We start from the raw sequence: 24,778 nt of genomic DNA on the forward strand, positions 1-24,778 counted from the left end.
TGACGGCGCGTTCAGTACAGCTTTGGGAGCGCGATTTTTATGCACACTGACAGTACCCATGTGATGCCTTGGCGGATCGAAGATATCGACCTGTCCCGGATCGACCGGCGTAAAGCGGCATCCAATGAACACCTTCTCCTGTTGCTTTGCGCGGCCTCGTTCATTGAGAGCGGGACCGATCTTTATACGAGCAACCTGAGTACGTATTTCAACGACGACCCCGAAGTTTCCGACTGGCTCAACAACGAGTGGGAACCGGAAGAAATGCAGCATGGCCGGGCGTTGAAAACGTATATCCATCATGTGTGGCCGGAGTTCGACTGGGACACGGCGTTCAAGAATTTCTTCGCCGAATACTCGCTGACCTGTTCGGTCGAGGACTTCGAAAAAACGCGTGCGCTGGAAATGGTCGCGCGTTGTGTCGTTGAAACCGGGACGGCCACGCTGTATCGGGCAATCAATGAGTGCTCGGACGACCCGGTTCTCAAGCAACTCACCGACAACATCCGTACAGACGAAGTCCGCCATTACAAGCACTTCTTTCGCTTCTTCAAGAAGTACAACAAGATCGAAGGCAACGGTCGCTTCGCCGTTCTCGGCGCGTTGCTGCGTCGTGTCATGGAAATCAAGAATGAGGATTCCGAGATCGCGCTGCGCCATGTGTTTGCGATCCGCTACCCGGAGCGCGCAAATGACACCGCGCACAATCGGGAGTTGGCGGCTCGGGTGAACGCGCTGGTCCGGCGCAATTTGTCGGCCGATATGTGCGTGAAAATGCTGCTCAAGCCGCTCGATCTGCCGGCCCGAATCCAGCCCAGCGTGCACTATCCGCTCGCGAAGATCACGCAGCACGTGTTCTTCCGGTAGGCCCAGCCGGCGTTTGCATCGAACAGTTTGCTACGCTTTAATCTGTTCGGGTCGAATTCCCCGCTGCTTGCAGCGTAAGCCTGTCAGGGCACTGCGGAGCCAGAGCCGAGGCGCGAAGCGTACGAGTCCCTGTGCAGCAATACCGCGCTGCTTGCGGCGGGGAAGCTTATTCGATGGCCCGCCTTCGCGGGCCATCGTCTTTTCACGGAGATCCGCATGACCGCTTCCACCGCGTCCGGTGCGTCAGGTATCGAGCAGGGCACGTTTGACGAATGGCCTGCCGAATTGCGGACCTTGTTCGACGGCACGTCGATCGAGACGAAAACGGGCTTCACGGCGTCGTTGCTCGCAGCCGATGACGGCCGCGTGCGGACATCGCTGTTGAGCGTCGGCGAGTTGTTCGCGCCGGATCCGGGCACGTTGTGTTTTTCGTTGTGGCCGCAGTCGAGGGCGGCGCGGTTGGTGTCGAAGACGGGTAACGCCACGCTGACCTTCGTCTTCGACGAAGCCTTCTTCCAGGTACAGCTTCAGGCGCGAATTGCGCCGTTGGAGGGTTCGCCGGTCACGTGTTTTATCGCGACGATCGAAAGCGGGGAATGGCAGAAAGTGCCTTACGCGCGGCTCGTGCAGGGCATTGGGTTCGAGTTTGCTCAGGGGCAGGGGGACGCGGTGCTGGCCCGCTGGCGAGAACAAATCGATGTGCTGAAGCGTGCGGCGAGCGCCGCTGCCTGAAATAAAAAAGCGGAGCCGAGGCTCCGCTTTTTATCGAACGCAGTGTGGGGCGGTTGCCCGCAAAAGAGTTCCATGTGACTTTCCGCCAGCATGGCGAAGCCGAAAGCAACCACCTTCCCCCAAGCGAAGAAGAAGGCGCAGGCGAACTTCCCACCCGCACCCACATCACGCTATTTAACGCCCGCGTTGTCCCGTGCGAGGCGTATCGCGTCGACCTGCACCGCCGCCGCCTTCACTGCGCGGCTTGCCGCCGAGCAGCGCAGCGCCGGGCGGCCGTGAGCCTTCGGGCTTGCGCGGCGCGGCGCCATTACCACCGGTTTTCGCCGCAACGGGTTTCGGCGAGCGCGAACCGTAGCCCCCGCCGTTGCCACCATTACCACCACCGCCATTGCCATTGCCATTGCCATTGCCATTGCCATTACCAGCCGGCTTGGCCGACGGCCGGCCGCCGCCGTTCGACTGCTTCGGCGCGCCCTGACGCGGCGCGCCTTGACCCTGACGCGCACCGCCGCCGCCCTGGCTGCGTCGGAGAATCGGTTCCGGCTTCTGCGTCAGATCCGGTTCAAAGCCCGCGATAACTTCCTGCGGAATCGGCCGCTTGATCAGGCGTTCGATGTCCTTCAGCAACTGATGTTCATCGACGCAAACCAGCGACAGCGCCTCACCCGTTGCTCCAGCACGCCCCGTACGGCCGATCCGGTGAACATAATCCTCCGGCACATTAGGCAGATCGAAGTTGACGACGTGCGGCAACTGGTCGATATCGATACCGCGCGCCGCAATATCCGTCGCCACCAGCACTTGCAGCGTGTTGTCCTTGAACTCAGCCAACGCACGCGTACGCGCCGACTGACTCTTATTACCGTGAATGGCCAGCGCGCTGATGCCGTCCTTCGTCAATTGTTCGGCGAGCCGGTTCGCGCCATGCTTCGTGCGCGTGAAAACCAGCACCTGGAACCAGTTGTTCTTTTGAATCAAATGCGTGAGCAACTCGCGCTTCTTGTCGCGATCGACGGGATGAATCTTCTGCGCGATAGCTTCGACAGTCGAATTCCGGCGCGCCACTTCAATCAGCGCCGGGCGGTCGAGCAGGTTGTCCGCAAGCGTCTTGATTTCTTCGGAGAACGTAGCCGAGAACAGCAGGTTCTGGCGCTTCGGCGGCAACTTGGCCAGCACGCGCTTGATGTCGTGAATGAAGCCCATGTCGAGCATGCGGTCGGCTTCGTCGAGCACGAGAATTTCGAGCTTCGACAAATCGATGGTCTTCTGCTGCATGTGATCGAGCAACCGGCCCGGCGTTGCCACGACAATATCCACGCCGCGTCGCAGTGCATCGATTTGCGGATTGATGCCCACGCCGCCGAACATCACGGTCGATTTCAGTTTCAAATACTTGCCGTAGCCGCGCACGCTTTCTTCCACCTGGGCGGCGAGTTCGCGCGTAGGGGTGAGGATCAGCGCGCGGACCGGGCGCTTGGCACCGGCCAAAGGTGCAGGCGCTTCTGACAAACGTTGCAGGATAGGCAGCGTAAAGCCCGCTGTCTTTCCCGTGCCGGTTTGCGCGCCGGCGAGCAGGTCACCGCCGTTCAGCACAGCCGGAATGGCCTGCAACTGGATAGGAGTAGGGATCGTGTAGCCGAGTTCGTTGACAGCGCGAAGCAAGGGTTCGGACAAGCCGAGGGAATCAAAAGACATAAGTGTTCACAGATTCGGTATGACGACCGGCGCTATCGCTAAAGCCCCAAAAGCTTAAAGCCCCAAAAGGCCTGAAGCCCAAAAAAAGGCGGCCCGCACCACTAGGTGCGTGCGTACGACGATCGAGGAAATCGGGCGGCATGACGTTCGGGGCGCTTGCTCAAAGCACAAGCTACGAGCGCCGGGAAAGTTGCCGCGAAGATCAACGCGCTATCAAGACACGCTGACTGGCGTTAAGTTGCATTTGAAACGCCGTAAAACGCTTCGCGTCAGGCATTGGGTGCCGTTTTAGGGCAGGCTCATGCTACGTATTCAAGCAACATACTCAAGCAACGTAGCGTGCAATGCTGACGAATTGACACAAGCTGCCGCCCAACACGAACAGGTGCCAGATGCCATGTCCATGCCGGATGCGCTCGTCGTTGATGAAAAAGTAAATGCCGGCGCTATAGATCAAACCGCCGGCCAGCAGCCACGCCGTGCCGGCGGGCGGTAGTGCTGAAACGAGAGGACGGATGGCTACGAGCGCGAGCCAGCCCATCATCACGTAAATCACCATCGATACGCTGCGGGTTCGACGCCCGAGCGTGAGTTCCTGAACGATGCCAAGAGCGGCGAGCCCCCAGCTTACGCCGAATAACGACCAGCCCCACGGGCCGCGCAGCGTGACAAGCGTGAACGGTGTGTAGCTTCCCGCGATCAGCAAGTAAATGGCCGAATGATCGCATTTTTGCAATACCGCCTTGGCCCGCGGGCTGCGGACCCAGTGGTACAGCGTGGAAATGGTGTACAGCACGAGCAACATGGCGCCGTACACGGCAAAGCTGACGATCTTGTACGGGTCGCGTTCCATCGCGGCCATGGTGACGAGCGTAGCGACCCCTGCCACCGACAGCACCGTGCCGACGAGATGGGTCACGCTGTTGAACCGTTCACCAATGTGCATCGACCATCCTCATCGCGGTATTGCGTCCTGTCTGCAGCGCCGCGCTTTTCTGCTTCATTTTCTACATCAGGAAATGTTGAGACCGGAGCAAAACCCGCGCAATCCGGCAAACCAACCCCGGGCATTTTACCGCCCCTGAGGCGCATCCAGACTGCCTACCCGCGTTCCAGCTTATTCGTGCTCAAAAAAGAAGAAGGGCGCAGCCCCGGTTTCGAGGCCTGCGCCCTGCTTGCGCCTTTCGGCGTATTTTACGCTACCCGCGGGAAAACCCTTCTTCAATCAGTCGAGCGGCGCCGAGCGCAGGTTGCTGACTTGTTGCGGCGACACCGGCGTGCCGTGGTTGCCCCATGACATACGAATGTACGTCACCACTGCAGCCACTTCCGTATCCGAGAGCGATTGAGCGAACGGCGGCATGCCATACGGATGCGGATTGCCTTCCGTGCTCGGCGGATAACCGCCATTGAGCACCATGCGGATCGGGTTCACGGCCGACTGCATCTGGATGGACTGGTTCGTGGCAAGCGGCGGGTAGGCCGGCGGTTTGCCGAGACCATTTTCCGCGTGGCACTTCGCGCAGTTTTCCGTGTAGATCTTCTTGCCCTGCTGCAGCAATTCCGAACCGAACTGCGCCGATGTTTCGAACTGCATCGTTTCCGGCGCTTCGCCCTTTTGCGGGATCGACTTCAGGAACGTCGACATGGCGTTGATGTCCGCGTCCGTCATGTACTGCAAGCTGTTGTGGACCACTTCAGCCATCGGGCCGAATACCGCGCCGCGTTGCGACACACCGGTCTTCAGCAGGTCGTTGATGTCCTTGATGTCCCAGTCGCCGAGGCCGGCTTCCTTATTCGACGTCAACGACGGTGCATACCAGTTCTGCAACGGGATCAGACCGCCGCCGAACGCTGCCGAGCTGACCGGGCCGCCCAGCGGGTTGATCGATGTATGGCACATGCTGCAATGGCCAAGCCCTTCGATCAGGTAAGCGCCGCGGTTCCACTCAACCGACTTGGTGGGGTCCGGCTTGAATTCGCCTTCACTGAAGAACAGCACGCGCCAGCCAATCAGCATGTTGCGCTGGTTGAACGGGAAGCGCAGTTCGTGCGGACGGCTGGCTACATTGACCGGGGGCACCGAGCGCATGTACGCGAACATGGCGTCCGAGTCGGCGCGTGTGACCTTGGTATAAGCCGTAAACGGCATGGCCGGGTACAGCAGGCTGCCATCTTTCGAGCGGCCGAGATGGATCGACCGGTAGAAATCCTCCGACGTCCACTTACCAATACCGTACTGGTCGTCCGGCGTGATGTTCGGCGTGTAGAGCGTGCCGAACGGCGTGAGCATGGGCAGACCGCCGGCAAACGTCTTGCCGCCGCGAACCGTGTGGCAGGCAATACAGTCGCCAGCACGCGCCAGATACTCACCGCGTTTGATCAACTCGGTCTGGTCGGCGGGCACGGCGGCAACGGCGCCGCCCGAATGGAAGGTGTCGCCACCTGACCAGAGTGCTGCGGCGGCTGCGGCGGCTGTAATCACAACAACAGCCGAAAGTGCGAACAGGGACTTGCGTTTCATATTCTTCTCGCTCCTCGCGCCTTATTGCGGTTCGCTGCCGCAGGCGAGCGGCGTTTTGCGCGAGCCTGCGGGCGCGGGTACCGGATTAGCCGGTGCGGTTTGCGTGGAGAGCCAGGCGGCGACAGCGGTCACGTCGTCGTCGGTCAGGCGGGTGGCAATCTGTTGCATGCAGTCAGGTGCTATTGCGTGGCGCGAGCCCGCACGCCAGGCGCCAAGCTGCGCGCTGATGTAGTCGGAGTGCAATCCCACGAGACCCGGAATGGCCGGTTGCATACCCGTCAGGTTCGCGCCGTGGCACGCCGCGCAGGCCGGAATACCGCGCCCTGCGTCGCCGTTCAGCACGATCTGCTGGCCCTTTGACAACGTGGACGCCGACACAGTCGGCTTGGCCGGCTGCGGATACGGCGGACGTTGTTCCGAGAAATACGTGGCGATCTGATGAAGGTAGTCGTCCGAGAGATACGTGACGAGGTAGTTCATGGGCGGATACTTCCGGCGGCCTTCGCGGAAGTTCTGCAACTGGTTGTACAGGTAGTCAGCCGGCTTGCCGGCAAGACGTGGGAAATAGTCGTTGTCCGTGCCTTCGCCGTGGACGCCGTGACATGCCGTGCAACCCTGTACACGCGCTGCCATGGTGTCCGGCGCCATTGGCTGGGCGGCGGCTTGAGCGGGCGCCGGGGTTTCTGCTGCGCCGGCGATGCAGGAGGCGCCGATCAGCGCCAGAGCCATTAGCGGGGCGAGCAACGGACGAAAGATGCGTCTTGAAGACACGCGACACTCCATGAATTTCGAGGACCTGCCGAGCTTCGTTCGGCCCGGTGCGAATATGTGGTGAACCATTGCCACATTGGCTCTGCGAGCCCGTGATGCGACGCGGCATTCTATCATCGTTGCCTGATGGTGACTATTTGAGCATTGCCCTGTTGCGCCTCGCTTTCAACGTGTACGCGACAATTTGCCGCGCGACCGATCGACAGGGGTTTTTGACTATGCGTGACAGTTAACAGTTGACGGTGTTTGACAAAGCATCGATGGGTTTTCCAGGGCTCGGCGGTGGTTTTGTGTGCCTCGGGTGTCCTTGCGCATGGGTGCATTCCATGTGGCCGTTCCGCTAGACTCGCGTTCCCGGTGGTTTGTTTAGTTTCCTCCTCGACCCTTCATCGAACCTTCAATGCATTCCTTGTTTACTTTCAGGCTGAATTTCTTCGTCAAGGCGCGGTCATGAGTGACGATCCGCTGTGGTTCGCTCAAGTCATCGTTGCCGCGATTGCCGATATTGCGTTTGCCTGCGCGCTCGGCGGGGCGTTCCTGAGCGTGTGGTTATCGAAGGAAAACGCGGCTGCCCCTGTTTCGCCCGCGCGTCTCGGCTGGGTGAGGGCGCGGCGGCTGAGCACGGGCGGCGCGGTCGTGCTCGCGGTGGCGGATCTTGTGCTGGTGTGGATGCAGGCGGCATCGATGAGCGGTGCGCCTCTCTTTCAAGCCTTCGATGCAGTCGTCACCGTTGTGACCGGCACGCATGCCGGCACGGGCTGGGCGATTGCGTTCGCCGGCAGCGTGCTGCTGATCCTGGCTACTGCGTTGGGTAATCCGAAGGGCGGACCGCGGATCGGGTTGTTCGCCATCGGCGCTCTGGTGGCAGCGGCGGGTAAGGCGTCGGTGGGACATGCCGCCGATGCCGGCGCGTTTTCGCTTGCCGAAGGCGTGCAGACGGTTCATCTGCTGGCAACGGCCGTGTGGGGCGGGTTGGTTATCGCGAGCGCGTGGCGAGTGTTGCCGGCGCTGGGGACGTCGCTGGCGCGGGCGTCCTTGATTCGTATTTCCGGGAAGGTTTCCACGGCGGCGGTGGTTGCCGTATCGCTCGTGATTCTCACCGGGATTTATAACGCTTGGCGCGGGTTGGGCGGATCGGTGGTGGCGCTCGAAGCGAGTGGCTGGGGCCATGCGCTGGTTGTAAAGGGTGTGCTTATTGCGACCGCGTTACTACTCGGCGCGATGAACCGATGGTCCGTCATGCCGCGATTGCAGCGCACTGCATCGACCGTCGATGCACACACGTTCACCGGCGTGATGCGGATGGAAGCGTTGCTGATTGTTGCTGTGTTTGTCGCGGCTGCCGTGCTGTCGCACAGCGTGCCGGGTTTTTCTGCGATGGGTTAATCGTCGGGGGCTTCGTGCGCTCAGTTACTGGACGCCAATATCTACTCGTAGCCCAGTTTGTGACTCACGATCGGTGCGCAGAACAGCGCCAGCGCGCAGCCGATCGCTTTGCCCTGAAGTTCGACGAAAGCGCGGTGCGACATCGGCCATGAGATCACCACATCGATGAGTTGCGGCAAGCAAAACAGCACCGCCGCGCCGACAAAACAGCGCGTCACCGTCGACATGCGCCAGCCGTGCTGGGCGCCCATCACGGCTCCGATCACGCGCAGCACGCCGAACAGCACCAGCGCGCCGACGGCCATCTGCGTGCGGACGAATTCATCTGGAAGGGTGTAATACATGCTGGACTCTCTAGCTTGATCGTCGCGCTCTTCCCGGGCGCTGGGTCGAAACAAACACACGTACGCCAGATAATGCAAGACGCGGGCCAGGCGTCCTCACCGCATGCAAATCCTTTCGGCACAAGGGTTTCGTGTACCGAAAGGAAGCCGTTTCCAGTGCTGTAACCCGTTGGCTTGTGCGATCTTGCCAGCAAGTTACGTAACGCCATCGAGACGGAATTCCTGTCTCAATAACGCCATTCTACGATGCCCGCCGCTTCTGCATAGTGCGGTGCAGCGCAATTCTTACATCACCACTCTGCAACGCTGCCATCCGCGTGACGCCACACCGGATTGCGCCAGCGATGCCCAACCTTCGCCATCTCGCGCACCTTCTCCTCGTTCACCTCGATGCCCAAGCCCGGCCCTTGCGGAATCATCACCATGCCGTCTTCGTATTTGAAGACTTCGGGGTTCTTGATGTAATCGAGCAGGTCGTTGCCCTTGTTGTAGTGAATCCCGAGGCTTTGCTCCTGAATGAAGGCGTTGTAGCTGACGGCATCGATTTGAAGACACGTCGCGAGCGCAATGGGCCCAAGCGGACAATGGAGGGCGAGGGCGACGTCGTAGGCTTCGGCCATCGATGCAATCTTGCGGCACTCCGTAATCCCGCCCGCGTGCGACGCGTCCGGCTGGATGATGTCCACGTAACCGCCCGCCAGGATGTGCTTGAAGTCCCAGCGCGAGTACAAACGCTCGCCGAGCGCGATCGGCGTGCTCGTCTGGTTCACGATGTCGCGTAACGCCTCAACGTTCTCCGACAACACCGGCTCTTCGATAAACAGCAGCTTGAACGGATCGAGTTCCTTCGCGAGTACCTTCGCCATCGGCTTGTGCACGCGGCCGTGGAAGTCCACGCCGATGCCAATATTCGGTCCCACCGCCTCACGCACCGCAGCTACGTTATTGATGACGGCCTGGACCTTGTCGAAGGTATCGATGATCTGAAGTTCTTCCGAACCGTTCATCTTCACCGCCTTGAAACCGCGGTCCACGACGGCGCGCGCGTTGCTCGCGACATCGCTGGGGCGGTCGCCGCCTATCCACGAATACACCTTGATCCGGTCGCGGACCTGGCCGCCGAGCAGCGCATGAATGGGCACGCCGTGATGCTTGCCCTTGATGTCCCACAGCGCCTGGTCGACACCCGCAATCGCGCTCATGCCGATCGGCCCGCCGCGATAAAACCCCGCGCGATACATGACCTGCCAGTGATCCTCGATCAGCAACGGGTCCTTGCCGATCAGATAGTCCGACAGCTCATCGACTGCCGCCGCGACCGTATGCGCGCGGCCTTCCACCACCGGTTCGCCCCAGCCGACGATGCCTTCATCGGTCGTGATCTTCAGGAAACACCAGCGCGGCGGAACGATAAAAGTCTCGAGTTTGGTGATTTTCATGCTGGCGTCTCCTGATTTTTCCGGTGAGTGAGGAACGAGGGTTTCTATGCTATCAAAAAACCGTTTGATGTGTATATTAATAGTACTATTGGATGGAAACCCTTGTCGGGGAAGGGTCCGTATAATCGCGTGGTTTTGATTGCCTGGCATCAACTTTGGGAAAGGGGAAGGATATCCAGCACGATCTGCACGGACGCGTGGCGTATGAGCTTGGCACCGAGATTCTGCGCGGCGATTTCCCGCCGGCGTCCACGTTGCCGCGTGAGGCCGAATTGATGGAGCGTTTTGGCGTCAGCCGGACGGTGTTGCGCGAGGCGCTGCGCACGTTGACATCGAAGGGATTGATTGAATCGCGGCCGAAGATTGGCACGCGCGTGCGGCCTCGGCAGGCCTGGAATCTTCTCGATGCCGACGTTTTGGAATGGTATTCGCGGGTTGCGAAGCCGTTGCAGTTCGCGATCAAGCTGCAGGAAATGCGCGAGATGATCGAGCCGTATGCCGCTGCATTGGCCGCCGTAAATCACGATGACGCGGCGTTATCACGTTTAAGCCAGGCACATCAAGCGATGCTGGATGCGCGCAATGTCGATGAATGGGTTCGTGCCGATTTGCGGTTTCATCTGAGCGTGTTGAACGCGTGCAGCAATGAGTTGCTGGTGCCGCTCGGGACGTTGATCGAGCGCACGCTTGAGGCGCAGTTGCGGTTGAATGCGCGGCGGGCGGAGGTTTTCAACGCATCGATGGCGGAACATACCGCCGTTTTCGATGCCATCGTCGCGCGGGATTCGGCGGCGGCGCGTGACGCGATGGGCGGTTTGCTCGGCGTGACGCGGGCGCGAATTGAGGGGTAGAGCGGAGATAAACGACGTTCGGCGCACTCGGCGATATTTTCATTTTCGGGATAAAGTTGCGGGTCCGAGCGCTGTTTTGGCATGGTTTTAGCCGACGTTTTTAGGTGATCTATCCGACACGCGGCGCTCCGCACCGTCCCGAAGGAGCCCGAATGCCGTACGTCCCGATCTCCGTTGTGTCGTCGTGGGGCGCGTGGGCCGTGTTCGTCAGCGTGCTCGCCACCCAGCTCGGCGTTCCCATTCCTGCTGCACCCATGCTGGTGCTGGCCGGCACTTTAGTCGCGGCCGGGCTGGCTTCGTTCTGGCATATGTTGGCGGCTGCGGTCATCGCGGTGATCATCGCCGATTCGCTTTGGTTCGCTGCCGGAAGGTTGTATGGCCGGCGATTCCTGAACTCGCTCGTGCGGTTTTCGCTTTCCCTCGATACCACTTTGCGTACCGCCCGGAGTTGGTTCGAGCGATTCGGCGTGCCTTTGCTGGCGCTTTCTAAATTCGTTCCGGGATTGGGATTGGTGTCGTCGCCGTTGCTCGGGACGACGCAGATCGATGTGCGGGTTTTCGTGTTCTGGGATCTGGTGGGCGCGGCGCTCTGGGCTTCGGCGTGGATGCTCGGCGGCGCGATCTTGAAGGCCGAAGTCGCGCACCTGCTGGCGTTCGTCAGGACGTATGGGCTCACCGCGCTCGATGTGCTCGCAATGGCCGCAGGCGCGTTTTTGGCGTACCGATGGGTGCGTCGAATGCAGTTTCGTCGATGGCTCGCGAAGTATCGGATATCGCCCGAACAACTCGATGAAATGATGCGGTCGGATGCACCACCCGTTATTTTCGATGCCCGGCCGGAAGAGGTGAGGAGGAAGGAGGCGCATCGGATCAAAGGCGCGATCCCGCTGGATTTGGAGTCGACAGGGAAAATCGATCCGATGTTTCGGGAGCACGAGGTCGTGGTGTATTGCGTGTGTCCGAATGAAGCGACGGCCAAGCAGATCGCGCGGCAGTTGAGGGCGAAGGGGTTCCGGAACGTGCGGCCGCTGAAGGGCGGGTTGGACGCGTGGGAGAAGAAGGGGTTTCCGGTGGAGGCTATTCCGTTTGATTCTTTTGGGGCGGTTGTGGGGGCGTTGGATTCTGTGTCTTCTTCTTCGGCTTCTTCTTCGCTCGATGATGACGATGATCGGAGCCTGGGCGATATGGTTACCGTTCGGGCTACGGCGCCGGAGTGAGGTTTTTTTGCGGGCTTTTGTTTTTTGCGGTCTTTCGTTAAGCGGAGTTGCATCGGATGAAGCTGTTGGATGGGGTGGATTCCTCGCAACTTTTTGGCCTGCCTGCGCCGGATATCGCCACGCTTGATGATGGTTTGCAAGTTCCCTTTGTACAGACTGGGCATGAGCATCATGAGGTGATGCTGTTCGTGCATGGGTCGCTTTGTGACTTTCGATACTGGAAGCCGCAGTTAGGGCCACTTGGTAGGCAGTATCGATGTGTCGCGCCGAGTCTTTCGCATTACTGGCCTTCGGGGGTGCTGGGGTTTGGTGCGATGGCTGGTGGATCAAGGCAGTTTAGTTGGGACTCGCATGTTGATGAGTTGGGGCGGTTTATCGAGCGGTTGGGCGTTGGGGCTGTGAATGTTGTCGGGCACTCGCGGGGTGGGTGTGTTGCGTTTCATCTGGCCGTGAGATATCCGGAGTTGGTGAAGTCGTTGGTGCTTGCTGATCCGGGTGGGGCAGTGGCTCGGCCTGGGGATGATGGGCGAGGGCGGACGGTGTTGCCTGCGCCGATTAATGCGCTGCGGGCGAAGGCAGCGGAGTTGATTGGTAGCGGGGATGTGGATGCGGGGTTGGAGCTTTTTGTCGATTCCGTGAGTCGGCCAGGGTTCTGGGCGAGGAGTCCGAAAGAGTTCAAGGCGATGGCGATGGATAACGCAAATACGTTGGCGCTGCAGTTTAGAGATCCGTTGCCTGCCTACGATGCGAAGGCTGCGGGGAGGGTGCAATGCCCTACGCTGCTAATCGATGGGGAGAAGAGTCCGCGGATGTTTAGGGATGCGGTGACAGCTCTGGAGGGGTGGATTGAAGGGGCGCGAAGAGTGACGATTGAGGGCGCTTCACATGGGATGAATGTGACACACGCGGGAGTTTTTAATCGAACCGTCTTAGGATCGATGGTGCTCGGGATTGCCGTGCAGTGAAATCATTTTGAATGTTCATTCACTGGGAGAGCGGCCACTGCCATCCAAAGTTGTAGGTTTTTACAGGTTAAGCACCGAATTTAGCGAGGCGATCTCGGAATCGTACTAGGCACGCGATGGGAGCAAGTTGCAGCCCTTGCGCGTTAATGGTTTCTGGAAAGTCATCAAACGAGGAAATTTTTGCCCTTTGGCTTGGCGCTGCCTTATTATCGAAACCGGAACTTCGCCGCCAGAGGCGAAAAGTTAGCGAGACCGACGTACGTTTTTCCAAACGGCGGTTTCAAAGCTGAAATGCAACAGCGGGTTAATGAACGGAAGCTGAGGTTATCGAAGCGGTTGCGAGCATACGTTCGAAGACCTCGAATGGCGAATGAAATGCATGGGTAGCGCGAGGTCGGCTGTTGAGGCTGTCGGCGATGGCATCGAGTTCGTCCTGACTGTAGATCGAGAGGTCAGTACCCTTGGGCAGATACTGCCGCAGCAGCCCGTTGGTGTTCTCGCAGGTACCGCGTTGCCATGGACTGTGCGGATCGCAGAAGTACACGCGCACGCCGGTGGCGGCGCTGAGCTCCTGATGCCGGGTCATTTCCTTACCCTGGTCGTAGGTGAAGCTCTGGCGCAGTGGGGCGGCGATCGAATTCAGTTTGGCAGTGAAGCCCGCCAGTGCCGAGGCGGCGGTGGCGTCTTCCATCTTCGCCAGCAGCACCAGGCGACTGGTGCGCTCAACCAGCACGCCGACGGAAGACTGATTGCCGGCGCCCTTGATGAAGTCACCTTCCCAGTGACCTGGCATCACCCGGTCGTCGACCTCAGGCGGGCGCACATGGATGCTCACCATGTCGGGGATCTGGCCGCGCCGGTCAGTGCCCCGCTTGCGTGACATGCGGGTGCTGTGACCGTGGCGCAGACAGGCGATAAGCTGGCGGCGCAGCTCACCGCGTGGCTGCGCATAGATGGCAGTGTAGATGGTCTCATGCGAGACGTGCTGGGTTGGATCGTTGGGCCACATGCGCTTGAGCGTACCTGAGATCTGCTGGGGCGACCACTTCCATTCCAGCAGGGTGAGTACGACGCGCCACGACATGCTTTGAGGGTGCAGCTTGGGACATGGGCGCGCAGCCTCGCGTCGGCTCGTGCTGAGCGACTGCGCCGGGGCAGACGCATAGCCCACGACAGAACACGTGTTCCTGGTCAGCTCGCGGCTCACAGTTGATGCCGAGCGCCCGAGTGTTCGGGCCATGGCCCGAACACTCGAACCCAGCTGCTTCATGCTTGCAATGGTCATGCGCTCTTCAGGCTGAAGCTGTTGATACGTTCTTCTTTTTTGCATGTGCGCACCTTACACGAGGAAGGTGTTGCACTTCAGATTTGATGGCGCCAACCAATAGCAGCAGAGCGAACGATGAAAAGAAAAGAAACCGGGCTGGATGCTGGCGCTGTCACCCTTCTTCAATTATTCAAAGGCGAGCGTGAATATATATCGCCGTTGTTTCAGCGCCGCTTTGTATGGGGTGTGGCCGAAATTGACTCATTGTGGGACGGAGTGGACAACATCTTGCAAGGTGAAGACTCCGAGCGGTTCCTCGGTGCACTCGTGCTTGAGGTCAAGTCTGCAGGCATGGCCTTCAGGCCTGACTCGGCTTGGATTGTCGACGGACAGCAGCGGCTAACAACGCTGTACCTTACATTGATTTTGTTGGCCCGGCACGCGCGTGACGCTGGCAAAACAGAACTATCTAATACACTTTTCGAACAATATGTATTGAATCAGGGCGGCCAATACAAGAATCGCCCAAAGCTTCAGCCGACGCTGGTCGACTTCACACAGTTCAATCATCTCTTTTCCGATATAGGGTCAATCGAACCTAAGCTAGCAGCCAACTTCGGTGAGTCCACTGGCGCGATGACGGACGCAGCCAAACGAACTGAATCTCACATCAGACAACGATGCTACGTCGACAAAGTATTTGATGAAGAAATCGCAGTCAAGATTGTCACCACCTTGCTCGAGAAGCTTGCATTCGTGCAAATCATTCTGGGCGATGAGCACAATGCACACCAGGTGTTTGACAGTCTAAATAGCAAGGGAATTCGCCTAGAGAACCGGGACCTTATTCGCAATTTGGTTTTCCAAAAGCTCGCGGACTCACCGGAACAGGCGCAGCAGCTTTATCAAAAAAGCTGGGTTCCGCTCGAGGAGTCTCTCGGCGATCGATTTGATGGGTACTTTTTCCCGTTCGCACTGGTCGACAAGCCAACCGCCACTAAATCAAATCTTCTTGCTGCGCTAAAAGATCGATGGCAAACCAAAGCAGCCTTCGAGATCATTGAGGATCTTAAAGTTCATGTGTCGACCTACAACGCTCTCACGGCGAGAGAAGGAAAGCCATGGAGCAACTTGACAACGTCAGATGCGATTAACAATCGTATGAGAGTCCTGAACCGCATGAAGACTCCGGCGAGCGTTTTTCCTTTCATCTTCCGCCTTATCCGGGCGTTTAACAGCGATGCATTAACGGAAGGCTGGGGGGTAGCAAATCTGCTACTGATTGAGTCCTTCCTGGTTCGACGCGCATTTGCGGGCTTTGAGCCAACGGGATTGCATGTAGTTTTTAAAGACCTATGGCATGCAACCCAAGGCGACCCAGCGAAATTTATTTCGACCATCGACGATAAAGCCACGGTTCGGTTTCCGGACGACCAAACGTTCAAGACGGATGTCGCTACGCGACCACTCTACGGTCGCAAACTCGCCATGTTTATCATTCGCGAATACGAGCACGGGCTAGATGGTGGAGATCTGTTGCCTGAGGACGTTGCCTTCTCCCTTGACCACGTTATCCCGAATGAGATCACCAGCGAGTGGCTCGAGGAAATTTCACAGGAGGATCACCTTCAACTAAGGCATGTGTGGGGGAACCTCGTTCCGCTCACTATTAAAGCGAACTCCGAGAAAGCGCGTAAGAACTGGTTGGCGTGTCGAGCTTTTTTTCAAACAGAAACCATTTTTAAAACCACAAAACGGTTGGCGCAGGACCACAGCTCGTGGAACGCTGATTCCGTGCGAGCGCGTGGTGCACTTTTGGCGGAATGGGCTCGGCAACGTTGGCCAAAGGAATCTTTAATCGACAATACAGCCCCTGCTTTAGCGTCCGACTCCGGTCCCCTGTGATTCTGGACATCCCAGCCGCAACTGCTTGTGTCACATTGCATGCCTTGACAATCCCATAGGTCCTTCTCGCTTAACGGAAGCCCACTGAAACCCCGGTGGGAGTTTGTCGAGCGAGGGGGGGGGGATGCGCGTGAATTCAATGTTTGCGAAGCTGCCAGCGACCAATGAAACGGAAAGTTTTCAGATCAGCGGTGTTTTTTGAAAATTTGGCGGTGAATCAGGGATTCGAACCCGGACCTGCGGATCATGATTCGGCGAGTGACGCGGTCATTCAATGATAAATAAGAGAAATCAACCGTACTCTGGCTAAATCAAAAAGTGTTTAGCGTCAGTAACTGTAGCGATGCAACGAGGCCTCTATACGAGGCTGGCGGCTTTCTCTATTGTACGTCGACCAAATCATTCAGCGGATGCGATGCGTGGATAAGGCATTGAGTGGGCGCGGTGCCGAAGGTCGATATAAGCGGCCCTATTTTCCCATGGAGTACAAGCGACAACTTGCCGAACAATCGTTCGAGCCTGGCGCTTCCGCGACGTTGATTAGCCGTCAGGGCGACATCAGCATCAACCTGCTGTTCAGGTGGCGTGCGCCAACACTTTATACAGGAGCGCGCACGGCCACTACTCGACAACCTCGAACGCTGGTTACGGGAGCGGCTGTTGACGCCCTCGCTACAGTCCGACACGACGAAGGCAATCAACTACATGCTCAATCAGTGGCAGGCGTCGAACTACTATTGCGAGAACGGCGTTGCGGATAGATAACAACGTCGTAGAAAATGCGTTGCGTGCGGCCAGTCTTGGAAGAAAAGAACCTCTTATTTATGGGCGCCGACAGCTGCGGCGATCGCCCTGCCGGCAGGTACTCTCTGATTGGCTCGTGCAAGCTCGGGGATGTCGATCCAGAGGCTCACCTGCGCCACGTGCTCACCCATATTTCAGATCACGTTAATCGATCGTATCGACCACTTTTTGCCCCTAGAACCTGGCGCCGCAGCTTCCGACAAACGGCCGCTTCTAACAGGACACCATTCGCCGGTCGCGGTCAACGACGGTGCCGGTGCAAAGCTTACGTTTGACGAGAAGAGCCGATTCGTGCGAAATCGGCCTTTTTCAATAATTCGACCCTCGCTCGCTGATCCATCGCTACGTCTCGCGATCAATCGTGTTGACAGGATTACTCTGCTAGCTACGGGCCGTTCCCGGCCACGACGAGATATTCTTCTTGCGGGCCGGACGACCGATTCTGCGACTAAAAACTAAGGCCGAGGACTCACTATGCTGCCTCGGGTAAATGCGATAGGGCATGACCACGCGTTGCCTTACAATGCGGCAGTCGTCATGGCGTCCAATGCCGTTCGGTGAGATTCACTGGCCAGAGCGAGTGTTGCTGGCCAGAGTTAAACATCAGACCCGTTTTTGGTTGCAAACAGTTCCTGACATTACAGGCGCAGCGCATCCGCTGCCATTGCGAAACGTATGGCGTAATCGGAATTCGTTATGGCGGAGCACAGAAAATTGACGTTGAGCGCATATTTTCGGCGCAAGACGAAGGACTAGACCTTTGAGTTTCCCTGAAATCACATTAAGCCAGCTCGAAAGTCACCTCTGGGAGTCTGCAAACATTTTGCGTGGTCCGGTGGATGCGGCCGACTTCAAGACCTACATTTTCCCGCTGCTGTTCTTCAAGCGCATCTGCGACGTCTGGGACGAGGAATACCAGGAGATCGTCGACGAGACCGGTGATGAGCAACTGGCCTGGTTCCCGGAATCACACCGCTTCCAGATCCCGGAAGACTGCCACTGGAATGATGTCCGCACCAAAGCCCGCAACGTGGGTGCAGCGCTGCAGCGCGCGATGCGGGAGATCGAAAAGGCCAACCCGGAAACGCTATATAGCGTATTCGGCGATGCACAGTGGTCGAACAAAGACCGGCTGTCAGATTCCCTGCTCAAGGACCTGATCGAGCACTTCTCCAAGCTGCCGTTTGGTAACAAGAACGTCAATTCAGACCTGCTCGGTGACGCCTACGAATATCTGATCAAGAAGTTTGCCGACGCGACCAACAAGAAGGCTGGCGAGTTCTACACCCCTCGCAGTGTGGTGCGGCTGATCATAGACGTGCTCGACCCGAAGGAAGCAGAAACCATCTACGACCCGGCTTGCGGTACCGGCGGCATGTTGCTGGCCGCTGTGCAGCACGTGAAAGAAATGCACGGCGACGTCAAGCGTCTATGGGGCAAATTGTACGGTCAGGAAAAGAACCTCACCACCTCATCCATCGCGCGGATGAACTTGTTTCTCCACGGCATTGAGGACTTCCAGGTGGTGCGCGGCGACACGCTGCGCAACCCGGCTTTCTTCGCGGGCGACCTCTTGGCGACCTTCGACTGCGTGATCGCCAATCCGCCGTTCTCGCTGGAAAAGTGGGGCGAGGACGTGTGGTTGAACGATCCCTTCGGCCGCAATTTTGCTGGTCTGCCGCCTTCATCAAGCGGTGACTTCGCCTGGGTTCAGCACATGGTCAAGTCGATGGCTGATGTGACCGGCCGAATGGCCGTAGTGCTGCCTCAGGGAGCACTTTTCCGCAAGGGCGTTGAAGGCAGCATTCGTCAGAAACTGCTGGAGATGGACCTCGTCGAGGCCGTGATCGGGCTCGCGCCCAATCTGTTCTACGGCACCGGGCTCGCCGCATGCATCCTGATCCTTCGTAAGCGCAAACCGGCCAAGCGTAAAAAGAAAGTCTTGATTGCAGATGCCTCACGACTGTTCCGCCGAGGCCGCGCGCAAAACTATCTGGAGCCCGAGCATGCAGCGGACATCCTCGGCTGGTATCGCGGTTTCACTGATGTGCAGGACGCGGTCCGGGTGGTTGGCCTCGACGAGATCAAAGCTGAAGATTGGACACTGAACATCTCGCGCTACGTGCTGCCGCCGCTGCAAGAAGACATCCCACCGCTGCCCGACGCCATCGCGGCGTTCAAAAATGCGCTAATCCGCTGTCGCGAGGCCGAAGAGCGGCTCGCGCAGGTCATGACTGAAGGGGGATGGCTGCAATGAGTCACCCAAGCAAACGCATCAGCCAGCAAGAGCTCGAAAGCTACCTGTGGGGCGCCGCCGTGCTGCTGCGCGGCCTCATCGACGCCGGTGACTACAAGCAGTTCATTTTCCCATTGCTGTTCTATAAGCGTGTGTCCGATGTATGGGACGAGGAATACCAGGCGGCGCTGGCCAACTCAAATGGCGACCTCTCCTATGCGCAGTTCGCCGAGAACCATCGCTTCCAGATTCCCGATGGCGCGCGCTGGAATGACGTGCGCCAGATCCCGAAGAACGTTGGCGCCGCCATCCAGAAGGCAATGCGCGCGATCGAGACTGCCAACCCAGATCTGCTCGATGGCATCTTCGGTGACGCGCCGTGGACCAACCGCGAGCGTTTGCCTGACGAAACGCTGAAAAACCTTATCGAGCACTTCTCATCCCAGACGCTGTCAGTGGTTAACGTGCCCGAGGATGAGCTCGGCAATGCCTACGAATACTTGATTAAAAAGTTCGCAGACGACTCCGGACACACTGCAGCCGAGTTCTACACCAATCGCACGGTCGTTCATTTGATGACGCAATTGCTCGCCCCACAGGCCGGCGAGTCGATTTACGACCCCACGTGCGGTACCGGCGGCATGCTGATTTCGGCACTAGACGAAGTAAAGCGCTCCGGCGGCGAATTCCGCACGCTCAAGCTCTACGGGCAGGAGCGCAATCTCATCACCTCGTCCATCGCCCGCATGAATTTGTTCCTGCACGGCGTCGAAGACTTCGAAATCATCCGGGGGGATACCTTGGCTGATCCGAAGCACATCGCGGGTGATCGTCTGCGCCAGTTCGACGTGATCCTGGCCAATCCCCCATATTCAATCAAACAGTGGGACCGCGAAGCATGGAACAGTGACAAGTGGGGACGCAATTCCCTGGGCACTCCGCCGCAGGGCCGTGCCGATTACGCCTTCCAGCAGCATATCCTGACCAGCCTCACGGCCAACGGCCGCTGCGCCGTGCTTTGGCCCCACGGCGTGCTGTTTCGCAATGAAGAACAAGCCATGCGCTCAAAGATGATCGAGCAGGACTGGGTGGAGGCCGTGATCGGTCTGGGCCCCAACCTGTTCTACAACTCCCCAATGGAGTCGTGCATTGTCATCTGTAACCGCAAAAAGAAGGCTGCGCGCAAGGGCAAGGTGATCTTCATCGACGCGGTGAACGAGGTCACTCGCGAGCGAGCGCAGAGCTTCCTGAAGGCCGCACACCAGCAGCGCGTCCTGACCGCTTATAAGACCTTTGCTGATGTGCCCGGCTTCGCCAAGGTCGCCACCTTGGCCGATATCGGAGCCAACACGGCCAACCTGTCGATTCCGCTGTATGTGAAGCGCGTTGCCGCCACGCCCGAAACCGACAGCAATGGCGATGCGGTATCGCTTCGCTCCTCCTGGAAGAAATGGCAAACGGATGGTCGGGCCTTCTGGCAACAGATGGACGCGTTGGTGGAAACGCTGGCTGGACTGATTACGGAGGACATCGAGCGTGTCTGAAAACAAAAATAATCTGAAGCCGGGCTGGAAGGTTTGGCGCTTCGATCAGATGGCGACCAACGTCAATGTCCGCATCGACAACCCGTCCGAGTCCGGAATGGAGCACTACGTTGGCCTCGAACACCTCGATGCAGGCTCGCTCAAGATTCGTCGCTGGGGCACACCCGATGACGTGGAAGCCACCAAACTGATGTTCAAGAAGGGCGACATCATTTTTGGTCGCCGTCGAGCCTACCAGCGCAAATTGGGCGTTGCGGACTTCGATGGCATTTGCTCTGCGCACGCTATGGTGTTACGGGCGAAACCCGAAGTCGTGCTTCCCGAATTCCTGCCGTTCTTCATACAGGGCGATCTGTTCATGGATCGTGCGGTTGAGATTTCCGTCGGCTCTTTGTCGCCGACGATCAACTGGAAAACGATGGCGGTACAGGAGTTTTCACTACCGCCAATAGACGAGCAACGGTGCTTGGTTAGGTTGCTCATGAGCGCTGAGGCAGCACGAACAGCAGCAGAAGACGCGGCGGCTCGCTCGGAGAAGCTGAGAAAATCACTTCTTCTCGAAACCTTTGATGCGCTACAGGGCGGTGACACGGTCCGTATTGCATATCTAGCGACTGATGTCGATTGCCGGTGGATCAAGGCGCGTGATGCGGGCGAGATTCTTATGGGCCGACAGTTGTCACCAAAATACAAGACCGGGAAGAACACAAGAAAGTATCTGCGTGTGGCCAATGTGTTCGACGGCTTCATTGACACGAGTGATGTCAATGAAATGGACTTCAAGGAGAGTGAGTTCGCGACATTTAAACTTCAGAGTGGCGACGTGTTGTTGAATGAGGGCCAAAGTCGCGAGCTTGTTGGCCGCAGTGCAATATTTCGTGATGACGTTCGCGACTGCTGCTTCCAAAACACTTTGATTCGGTTTCGGCCGAATGCCGACGTGTTGTCCGAGTTCGCACACTATTATTTTCAGTATTGCCAATACACATCGCGATTCATCCAGGTTTCGAAGCAGACAACATCAATCGCACACTTGGGTGTTCAGCGGTTTTCCGAAATGAAGTTCCCGCTCGTGCCACTTGATGTACAAATAGCAATGGTGAAGGCCCTATCTGCTGTGGTGACTGCTATCCCTCAACTCAAGAAACGCGCCGAGACAGCAAGCGCAATAAGAAATCAAGTTCTTATGGAGGGGGCTTCGAGATGAGCTTTACGGAATCCAACACCGTCGAAGCCTACGTCCGCGACCTGCTCGCCGGCCCGATCAAGGCTACGCCAACCAACACCTTTCAAGAGCCGATCGCCAGTTACGGCCTGAGTCCGAGAGGCATCGGCTGGCGCTACGCAGCGCCGGCTGACGTACCTCGCCCGATTCAGGACGTGCTGGTCGAATCGTGGCTGCGGCAGGCGTTGATCCGCCTGAACCCGGAGATCGCCGCGCAGCACGACCGTGCCGATGAAGTGCTCTACAAACTCCGCGCCATCGTGCTGTCGGTGCGCTCGGATGGGCTGATTCGCGCCAATGAGGAGATGACCGCGTGGATGCGCGGCGAGCGCTCCATGCCCTTCGGGCAGAACAACGAGCATGTGCCCGTGCGGCTGATCGACCTGGATGATTTGTCGCAGAATAAGTACATCGTCACCCAGCAGTTTATTTACCGCGCCGGCTTCACGGAGCGCCGTGCTGATCTGGTGCTGCTGGTCAACGGCTTGCCGCTGGTGCTGATTGAGGCCAAGACGCCGGTCAAGAAGTGCATCAGCTGGGTCGACGGTGCGGTACAGGTGCATGACGACTACGAGAAGTTCGTGCCCGAGTTGTTCGTTTGCAACGTGTTCTCGGTGGCCACCGAGGGCAAGGCCTACCACTACGGCTCCATTAGCCTGCCAGTCAAGGATTGGGGCCCGTGGCATCTGGATCGCGAAGGCGATGACGGCCAACACCACTCATTGAAATCCATGAAGCTGTCGGCCGAGAGCATGCTGCGACCCCATGTGGTGCTGGATATCCTGGGCAGCTTCACCCTATTTGCCACGGACAAAAAAAAGCGCCGCGTCAAGACCATCTGCCGCTACCAGCAGTACGAGGCGGCAAACATGATTGTCAAGCGTGTGCTCGCAGGCTACCCCAAGAAAGGTCTCATCTGGCACTTTCAGGGTTCGGGCAAATCCCTGCTGATGGTGTTCGCCGCGCAGAAGCTGCGTATGCACGCCGGTTTGAAGAACCCCACGGTGCTGATCGTGGTCGACCGGGTCGATCTCGACAGCCAGATCACCAGTACCTTCACCGGGGCGGATATTCCCAATCTGGAAAAGGCCGAAAGCCGGGAGAAGCTGCAGCAGTTGCTGGCGCAGGATGTGCGCAAGATCATCATCACGACGATCTTCAAGTTCGGCGAGGCCCCAGGCAGTCTGAACGACCGCAGCAACATCATTGCGCTGGTCGACGAAGCGCACCGCACGCAGGAAGGTGACCTGGGCCGCAAGATGCGCGAGGCCCTACCCAACGCTTTTCTGTTCGGCCTGACCGGCACGCCGATCAACCGCGCCGACCGTAACACCTTCTACGCCTTTGGTGCCGACGAGGACGAGAAAGGCTACATGAGTCGTTATGGCTTCGAGGAATCGATCCGTGACGGCGCCACGCTGAAACTGCACTTCGAGCCGCGCCTGATCGATCTGCACATCGACAAAGCCGCCCTCGATGCGGCCTACAAGGATTTGACCGGCGGCCTGTCGGACCTGGACAAGGACAACCTCGCCAAGACTGCTGCCAAGATGGCAGTGTTGGTCAAGACGCCCGAGCGCATCCGGAAGGTGTGCGAGGACATCGTCGAGCACTTCCAAACCAAGGTGGAACCTAACGGGTTCAAAGGGCAGATCGTCACCTTCGATCGGGAGTCCTGCCTGCTGTTCAAGGCCGAGCTGGACAAGCTGCTTCCACCGGAGGCGACCGACATCGTCATGTCGGTGCAGGCGTCCGACAAGAAGGAGCATCCGGAATACGCTCCTTACGACCGCAAACGCGATGAGGAAGAGCGGCTGCTGGACCGCTTCCGCGACCCCGCCGACCCGCTGAAGCTGATCATCGTCACTGCGAAGCTGCTGACCGGCTTTGACGCGCCCGTCCTGCAGGCTATGTATCTGGACAAGCCGCTGCGCGATCACACGCTGCTCCAGGCAATCTGCCGAGTGAACCGCACCTACTCCGAGGAAAAGACCCACGGCCTGATCGTGGACTACCTCGGGATCTTCGATGACGTGGCGGCGGCGCTGGAGTTTGATGACCAAAGCGTCAAACAGGTGGTCAGTAACATCCAGGAACTCAAGGACAAGCTGCCCGAGGCGATGCAGAAATGCCTAACGTTCTTCACCGACTGTGACCGCACACAGCCAGGCTACGAGGGTTTGATTGCCGCGCAGCAGTGCCTGCCCAACAACGAGGTGCGAGACAACTTCGCCGCCGAATACAGCGTTCTCAACAAGATCTGGGAGGCATTGTCACCCGACACTGTGCTCGGCCCCTTCGAAAAGGACTATAAGTGGCTGTCGCAGGTGTATCAGTCTGTGCAGCCCTCCGGCGGCCACGGCAAACTAATCTGGCATTCGCTCGGTGCCAAAACCATTGAGCTGATTCACCAGAATGTGCACGTGGACGCGGTACGCGATGACCTCGACACCTTAGTGCTGGACGCAGATCTGCTGGAGGCGGTGCTGTCGAATCCTGAGCCGAAAAAGGCCAAGGAGATCGAGATCAAGCTCAAGCGTAGGCTTCGCGGCCATGGCGGCAATCCCAAATTCAAGGAGCTGTCGGAACGGCTGGATGCGTTGAAGGATCGCTTCGAATCTGGACAGATCAACAGCGTGGAGTTTCTGAAGCAGTTGCTGGAGATCGCCAAAGATACCCTTCAAGCTGAGAGCGAAATTCCACCCGAAGAAGACGATGATCGCGGCAAAACGGCTCTGACTGAACTGTTCAACGAGGTCAAAACGGCGGACACGCCCATCATTGTCGAGCGCGTCGTTGCCGATATCGATGAGATCGTACGCCTGGTACGCTTTCCCGGTTGGCAGGGAACGCAGGCCGGCGAGCGTGAGGTTAAGAAGGCACTCCGCAAGGCCCTGTTCAAGTACAAGCTTCACGCGGACGAGGACCTGTTCGAAAAGGCATACAGCTACATCCGGCAGTATTACTAGGGGAAGGATGATCGGTGAGAAGAACGAAATCTCAACG

Annotated in this window: 18 protein-coding genes and 2 pseudogenes; 13 read left to right on the plus strand and 7 right to left on the minus strand. The window is 58.3% G+C overall.

Features of this window, described 5'->3' with window-relative positions; all coding sequences use genetic code 11:
• The first annotated feature begins 39 nt into the window (after positions 1-39).
• Both ACSQ8V_RS02880 and ACSQ8V_RS02885 read left to right on the plus strand, forming a co-directional pair.
• The gene (locus tag ACSQ8V_RS02880) at positions 40-867 is read left to right on the plus strand and encodes a ferritin-like domain-containing protein (protein WP_213767609.1); all 828 of its coding nucleotides are present in this window, start codon (positions 40-42) and stop codon (positions 865-867) included.
• A gap of 216 nt (positions 868-1,083) precedes the next feature.
• Entirely contained in the window at positions 1,084-1,599 is a 516-nt protein-coding gene (locus ACSQ8V_RS02885; RefSeq protein ID WP_436204836.1) for a hypothetical protein, read from the plus strand.
• Positions 1,600-1,773: 174 nt separating this feature from the next.
• Here the strand turns inward: ACSQ8V_RS02885 and ACSQ8V_RS02890 are convergent, their stop codons facing one another.
• From ACSQ8V_RS02890 to ACSQ8V_RS02905, 4 genes are all read right to left on the minus strand, one after another.
• Positions 1,774-3,294: a DEAD/DEAH box helicase gene (locus tag ACSQ8V_RS02890; RefSeq protein ID WP_436204837.1), complete on the minus strand. Its 1,521-nt coding sequence runs from the start codon at positions 3,292-3,294 to the stop codon at positions 1,774-1,776.
• Between the two features lie 325 nt (positions 3,295-3,619).
• A complete protein-coding gene (gene trhA, locus ACSQ8V_RS02895) occupies positions 3,620-4,240 on the minus strand; it encodes a PAQR family membrane homeostasis protein TrhA (protein ID WP_213767612.1) in 621 nt (206 codons plus the stop codon).
• A 279-nt stretch (positions 4,241-4,519) separates the two neighbouring features.
• Positions 4,520-5,818, minus strand: coding sequence for a c-type cytochrome (locus ACSQ8V_RS02900; protein ID WP_213767613.1), 1,299 nt, complete (start codon positions 5,816-5,818; stop codon positions 4,520-4,522).
• A 21-nt stretch (positions 5,819-5,839) separates the two neighbouring features.
• Complete coding sequence (locus ACSQ8V_RS02905) at positions 5,840-6,601, minus strand: c-type cytochrome (protein WP_213767614.1); 762 nt, start codon at positions 6,599-6,601, stop codon at positions 5,840-5,842.
• Positions 6,602-7,039: 438 nt separating this feature from the next.
• Between ACSQ8V_RS02905 and ACSQ8V_RS02910 the strand changes: the two genes are divergently transcribed.
• Entirely contained in the window at positions 7,040-7,975 is a 936-nt protein-coding gene (locus tag ACSQ8V_RS02910) for a CopD family protein (protein WP_436204838.1), read from the plus strand.
• 41 nt (positions 7,976-8,016) lie between these two features.
• On the opposite strand, the gene ACSQ8V_RS02915 is transcribed toward ACSQ8V_RS02910, so the two are convergent.
• Positions 8,017-8,319, minus strand: a complete 303-nt coding sequence (locus ACSQ8V_RS02915; protein ID WP_436204839.1) for a hypothetical protein — start codon at positions 8,317-8,319, stop codon at positions 8,017-8,019.
• A 290-nt stretch (positions 8,320-8,609) separates the two neighbouring features.
• The gene (gene dgoD / locus ACSQ8V_RS02920) at positions 8,610-9,758 is read right to left on the minus strand and encodes a galactonate dehydratase (protein ID WP_213767617.1); all 1,149 of its coding nucleotides are present in this window, start codon (positions 9,756-9,758) and stop codon (positions 8,610-8,612) included.
• Between the two features lie 155 nt (positions 9,759-9,913).
• Between dgoD and ACSQ8V_RS02925 the strand changes: the two genes are divergently transcribed.
• The 3 genes from ACSQ8V_RS02925 to ACSQ8V_RS02935 all read left to right on the plus strand — a co-directional run bounded on the left by ACSQ8V_RS02925 (position 9,914) and on the right by ACSQ8V_RS02935 (position 12,791).
• Complete coding sequence (locus ACSQ8V_RS02925; protein ID WP_436204840.1) at positions 9,914-10,609, plus strand: FadR/GntR family transcriptional regulator; 696 nt, start codon at positions 9,914-9,916, stop codon at positions 10,607-10,609.
• Between the two features lie 152 nt (positions 10,610-10,761).
• On the plus strand, positions 10,762-11,826 hold the full coding sequence (locus ACSQ8V_RS02930; RefSeq protein ID WP_436204841.1) for a DedA family protein/thiosulfate sulfurtransferase GlpE: 1,065 nt from the start codon (positions 10,762-10,764) through the stop codon (positions 11,824-11,826).
• A gap of 56 nt (positions 11,827-11,882) precedes the next feature.
• Entirely contained in the window at positions 11,883-12,791 is a 909-nt protein-coding gene (locus tag ACSQ8V_RS02935; protein WP_436204842.1) for an alpha/beta fold hydrolase, read from the plus strand.
• Positions 12,792-13,095: 304 nt separating this feature from the next.
• On the opposite strand, the gene ACSQ8V_RS02940 is transcribed toward ACSQ8V_RS02935, so the two are convergent.
• On the minus strand, positions 13,096-14,121 hold the full coding sequence (locus ACSQ8V_RS02940) for an IS30 family transposase (protein WP_436204693.1): 1,026 nt from the start codon (positions 14,119-14,121) through the stop codon (positions 13,096-13,098).
• A gap of 72 nt (positions 14,122-14,193) precedes the next feature.
• Here ACSQ8V_RS02940 and ACSQ8V_RS02945 point away from each other — a divergent pair, with 72 nt between their 5' ends.
• From ACSQ8V_RS02945 to ACSQ8V_RS02975, 7 genes and pseudogenes are all read left to right on the plus strand, one after another.
• On the plus strand, positions 14,194-15,963 hold the full coding sequence (locus ACSQ8V_RS02945; protein ID WP_436204843.1) for a DUF262 domain-containing protein: 1,770 nt from the start codon (positions 14,194-14,196) through the stop codon (positions 15,961-15,963).
• 479 nt (positions 15,964-16,442) lie between these two features.
• Positions 16,443-16,502, plus strand: a pseudogene (locus ACSQ8V_RS02950) (IS66-like element accessory protein TnpA); the annotation flags it as partial.
• Between the two features lie 46 nt (positions 16,503-16,548).
• Positions 16,549-16,919: pseudogene (locus ACSQ8V_RS02955) on the plus strand (IS66 family transposase); the annotation flags it as partial.
• A gap of 608 nt (positions 16,920-17,527) precedes the next feature.
• Positions 17,528-19,024 (plus strand): N-6 DNA methylase, encoded by a 1,497-nt coding sequence (locus ACSQ8V_RS02960; RefSeq protein WP_436204844.1) that lies wholly within the window; start codon positions 17,528-17,530, stop codon positions 19,022-19,024.
• On the plus strand, positions 19,021-20,547 hold the full coding sequence (locus ACSQ8V_RS02965; RefSeq protein ID WP_436204845.1) for a type I restriction-modification system subunit M: 1,527 nt from the start codon (positions 19,021-19,023) through the stop codon (positions 20,545-20,547). The genes ACSQ8V_RS02960 and ACSQ8V_RS02965 overlap by 4 nt, the downstream gene beginning before the upstream one ends.
• A complete protein-coding gene (locus tag ACSQ8V_RS02970; protein WP_436204846.1) occupies positions 20,540-21,754 on the plus strand; it encodes a restriction endonuclease subunit S in 1,215 nt (404 codons plus the stop codon). Before ACSQ8V_RS02965 ends, ACSQ8V_RS02970 begins: the two co-directional genes overlap by 8 nt.
• On the plus strand, positions 21,751-24,741 hold the full coding sequence (locus ACSQ8V_RS02975) for a type I restriction endonuclease subunit R (RefSeq protein WP_436204847.1): 2,991 nt from the start codon (positions 21,751-21,753) through the stop codon (positions 24,739-24,741). The genes ACSQ8V_RS02970 and ACSQ8V_RS02975 overlap by 4 nt, the downstream gene beginning before the upstream one ends.
• Positions 24,742-24,778: the final 37 nt, after the last annotated feature.

The organism is Caballeronia sp. LjRoot31 (assembly GCF_964253885.1).
Taxonomy (GTDB): domain Bacteria; phylum Pseudomonadota; class Gammaproteobacteria; order Burkholderiales; family Burkholderiaceae; genus Caballeronia.

Bases quoted from the DNA above. Each gene is read 5' to 3' on its own strand.
- ACSQ8V_RS02880 (WP_213767609.1), top strand. From the start codon at position 40: ATGCACACTGACAGTACCCATGTGATGCCTTGGCGGATCGAAGATATC.
- ACSQ8V_RS02885 (WP_436204836.1), top strand. From the start codon at position 1,084: ATGACCGCTTCCACCGCGTCCGGTGCGTCAGGTATCGAGCAGGGCACG.
- ACSQ8V_RS02890 (WP_436204837.1), bottom strand. From the start codon at position 3,294: ATGTCTTTTGATTCCCTCGGCTTGTCCGAACCCTTGCTTCGCGCTGTC.
- trhA (WP_213767612.1), bottom strand. From the start codon at position 4,240: ATGCACATTGGTGAACGGTTCAACAGCGTGACCCATCTCGTCGGCACG.
- ACSQ8V_RS02900 (WP_213767613.1), bottom strand. From the start codon at position 5,818: ATGAAACGCAAGTCCCTGTTCGCACTTTCGGCTGTTGTTGTGATTACA.
- ACSQ8V_RS02905 (WP_213767614.1), bottom strand. From the start codon at position 6,601: ATGGAGTGTCGCGTGTCTTCAAGACGCATCTTTCGTCCGTTGCTCGCC.
- ACSQ8V_RS02910 (WP_436204838.1), top strand. From the start codon at position 7,040: ATGAGTGACGATCCGCTGTGGTTCGCTCAAGTCATCGTTGCCGCGATT.
- ACSQ8V_RS02915 (WP_436204839.1), bottom strand. From the start codon at position 8,319: ATGTATTACACCCTTCCAGATGAATTCGTCCGCACGCAGATGGCCGTC.
- dgoD (WP_213767617.1), bottom strand. From the start codon at position 9,758: ATGAAAATCACCAAACTCGAGACTTTTATCGTTCCGCCGCGCTGGTGT.
- ACSQ8V_RS02930 (WP_436204841.1), top strand. From the start codon at position 10,762: ATGCCGTACGTCCCGATCTCCGTTGTGTCGTCGTGGGGCGCGTGGGCC.
- ACSQ8V_RS02935 (WP_436204842.1), top strand. From the start codon at position 11,883: ATGAAGCTGTTGGATGGGGTGGATTCCTCGCAACTTTTTGGCCTGCCT.
- ACSQ8V_RS02940 (WP_436204693.1), bottom strand. From the start codon at position 14,121: ATGCAAAAAAGAAGAACGTATCAACAGCTTCAGCCTGAAGAGCGCATG.
- ACSQ8V_RS02945 (WP_436204843.1), top strand. From the start codon at position 14,194: ATGAAAAGAAAAGAAACCGGGCTGGATGCTGGCGCTGTCACCCTTCTT.
- ACSQ8V_RS02965 (WP_436204845.1), top strand. From the start codon at position 19,021: ATGAGTCACCCAAGCAAACGCATCAGCCAGCAAGAGCTCGAAAGCTAC.
- ACSQ8V_RS02975 (WP_436204847.1), top strand. From the start codon at position 21,751: ATGAGCTTTACGGAATCCAACACCGTCGAAGCCTACGTCCGCGACCTG.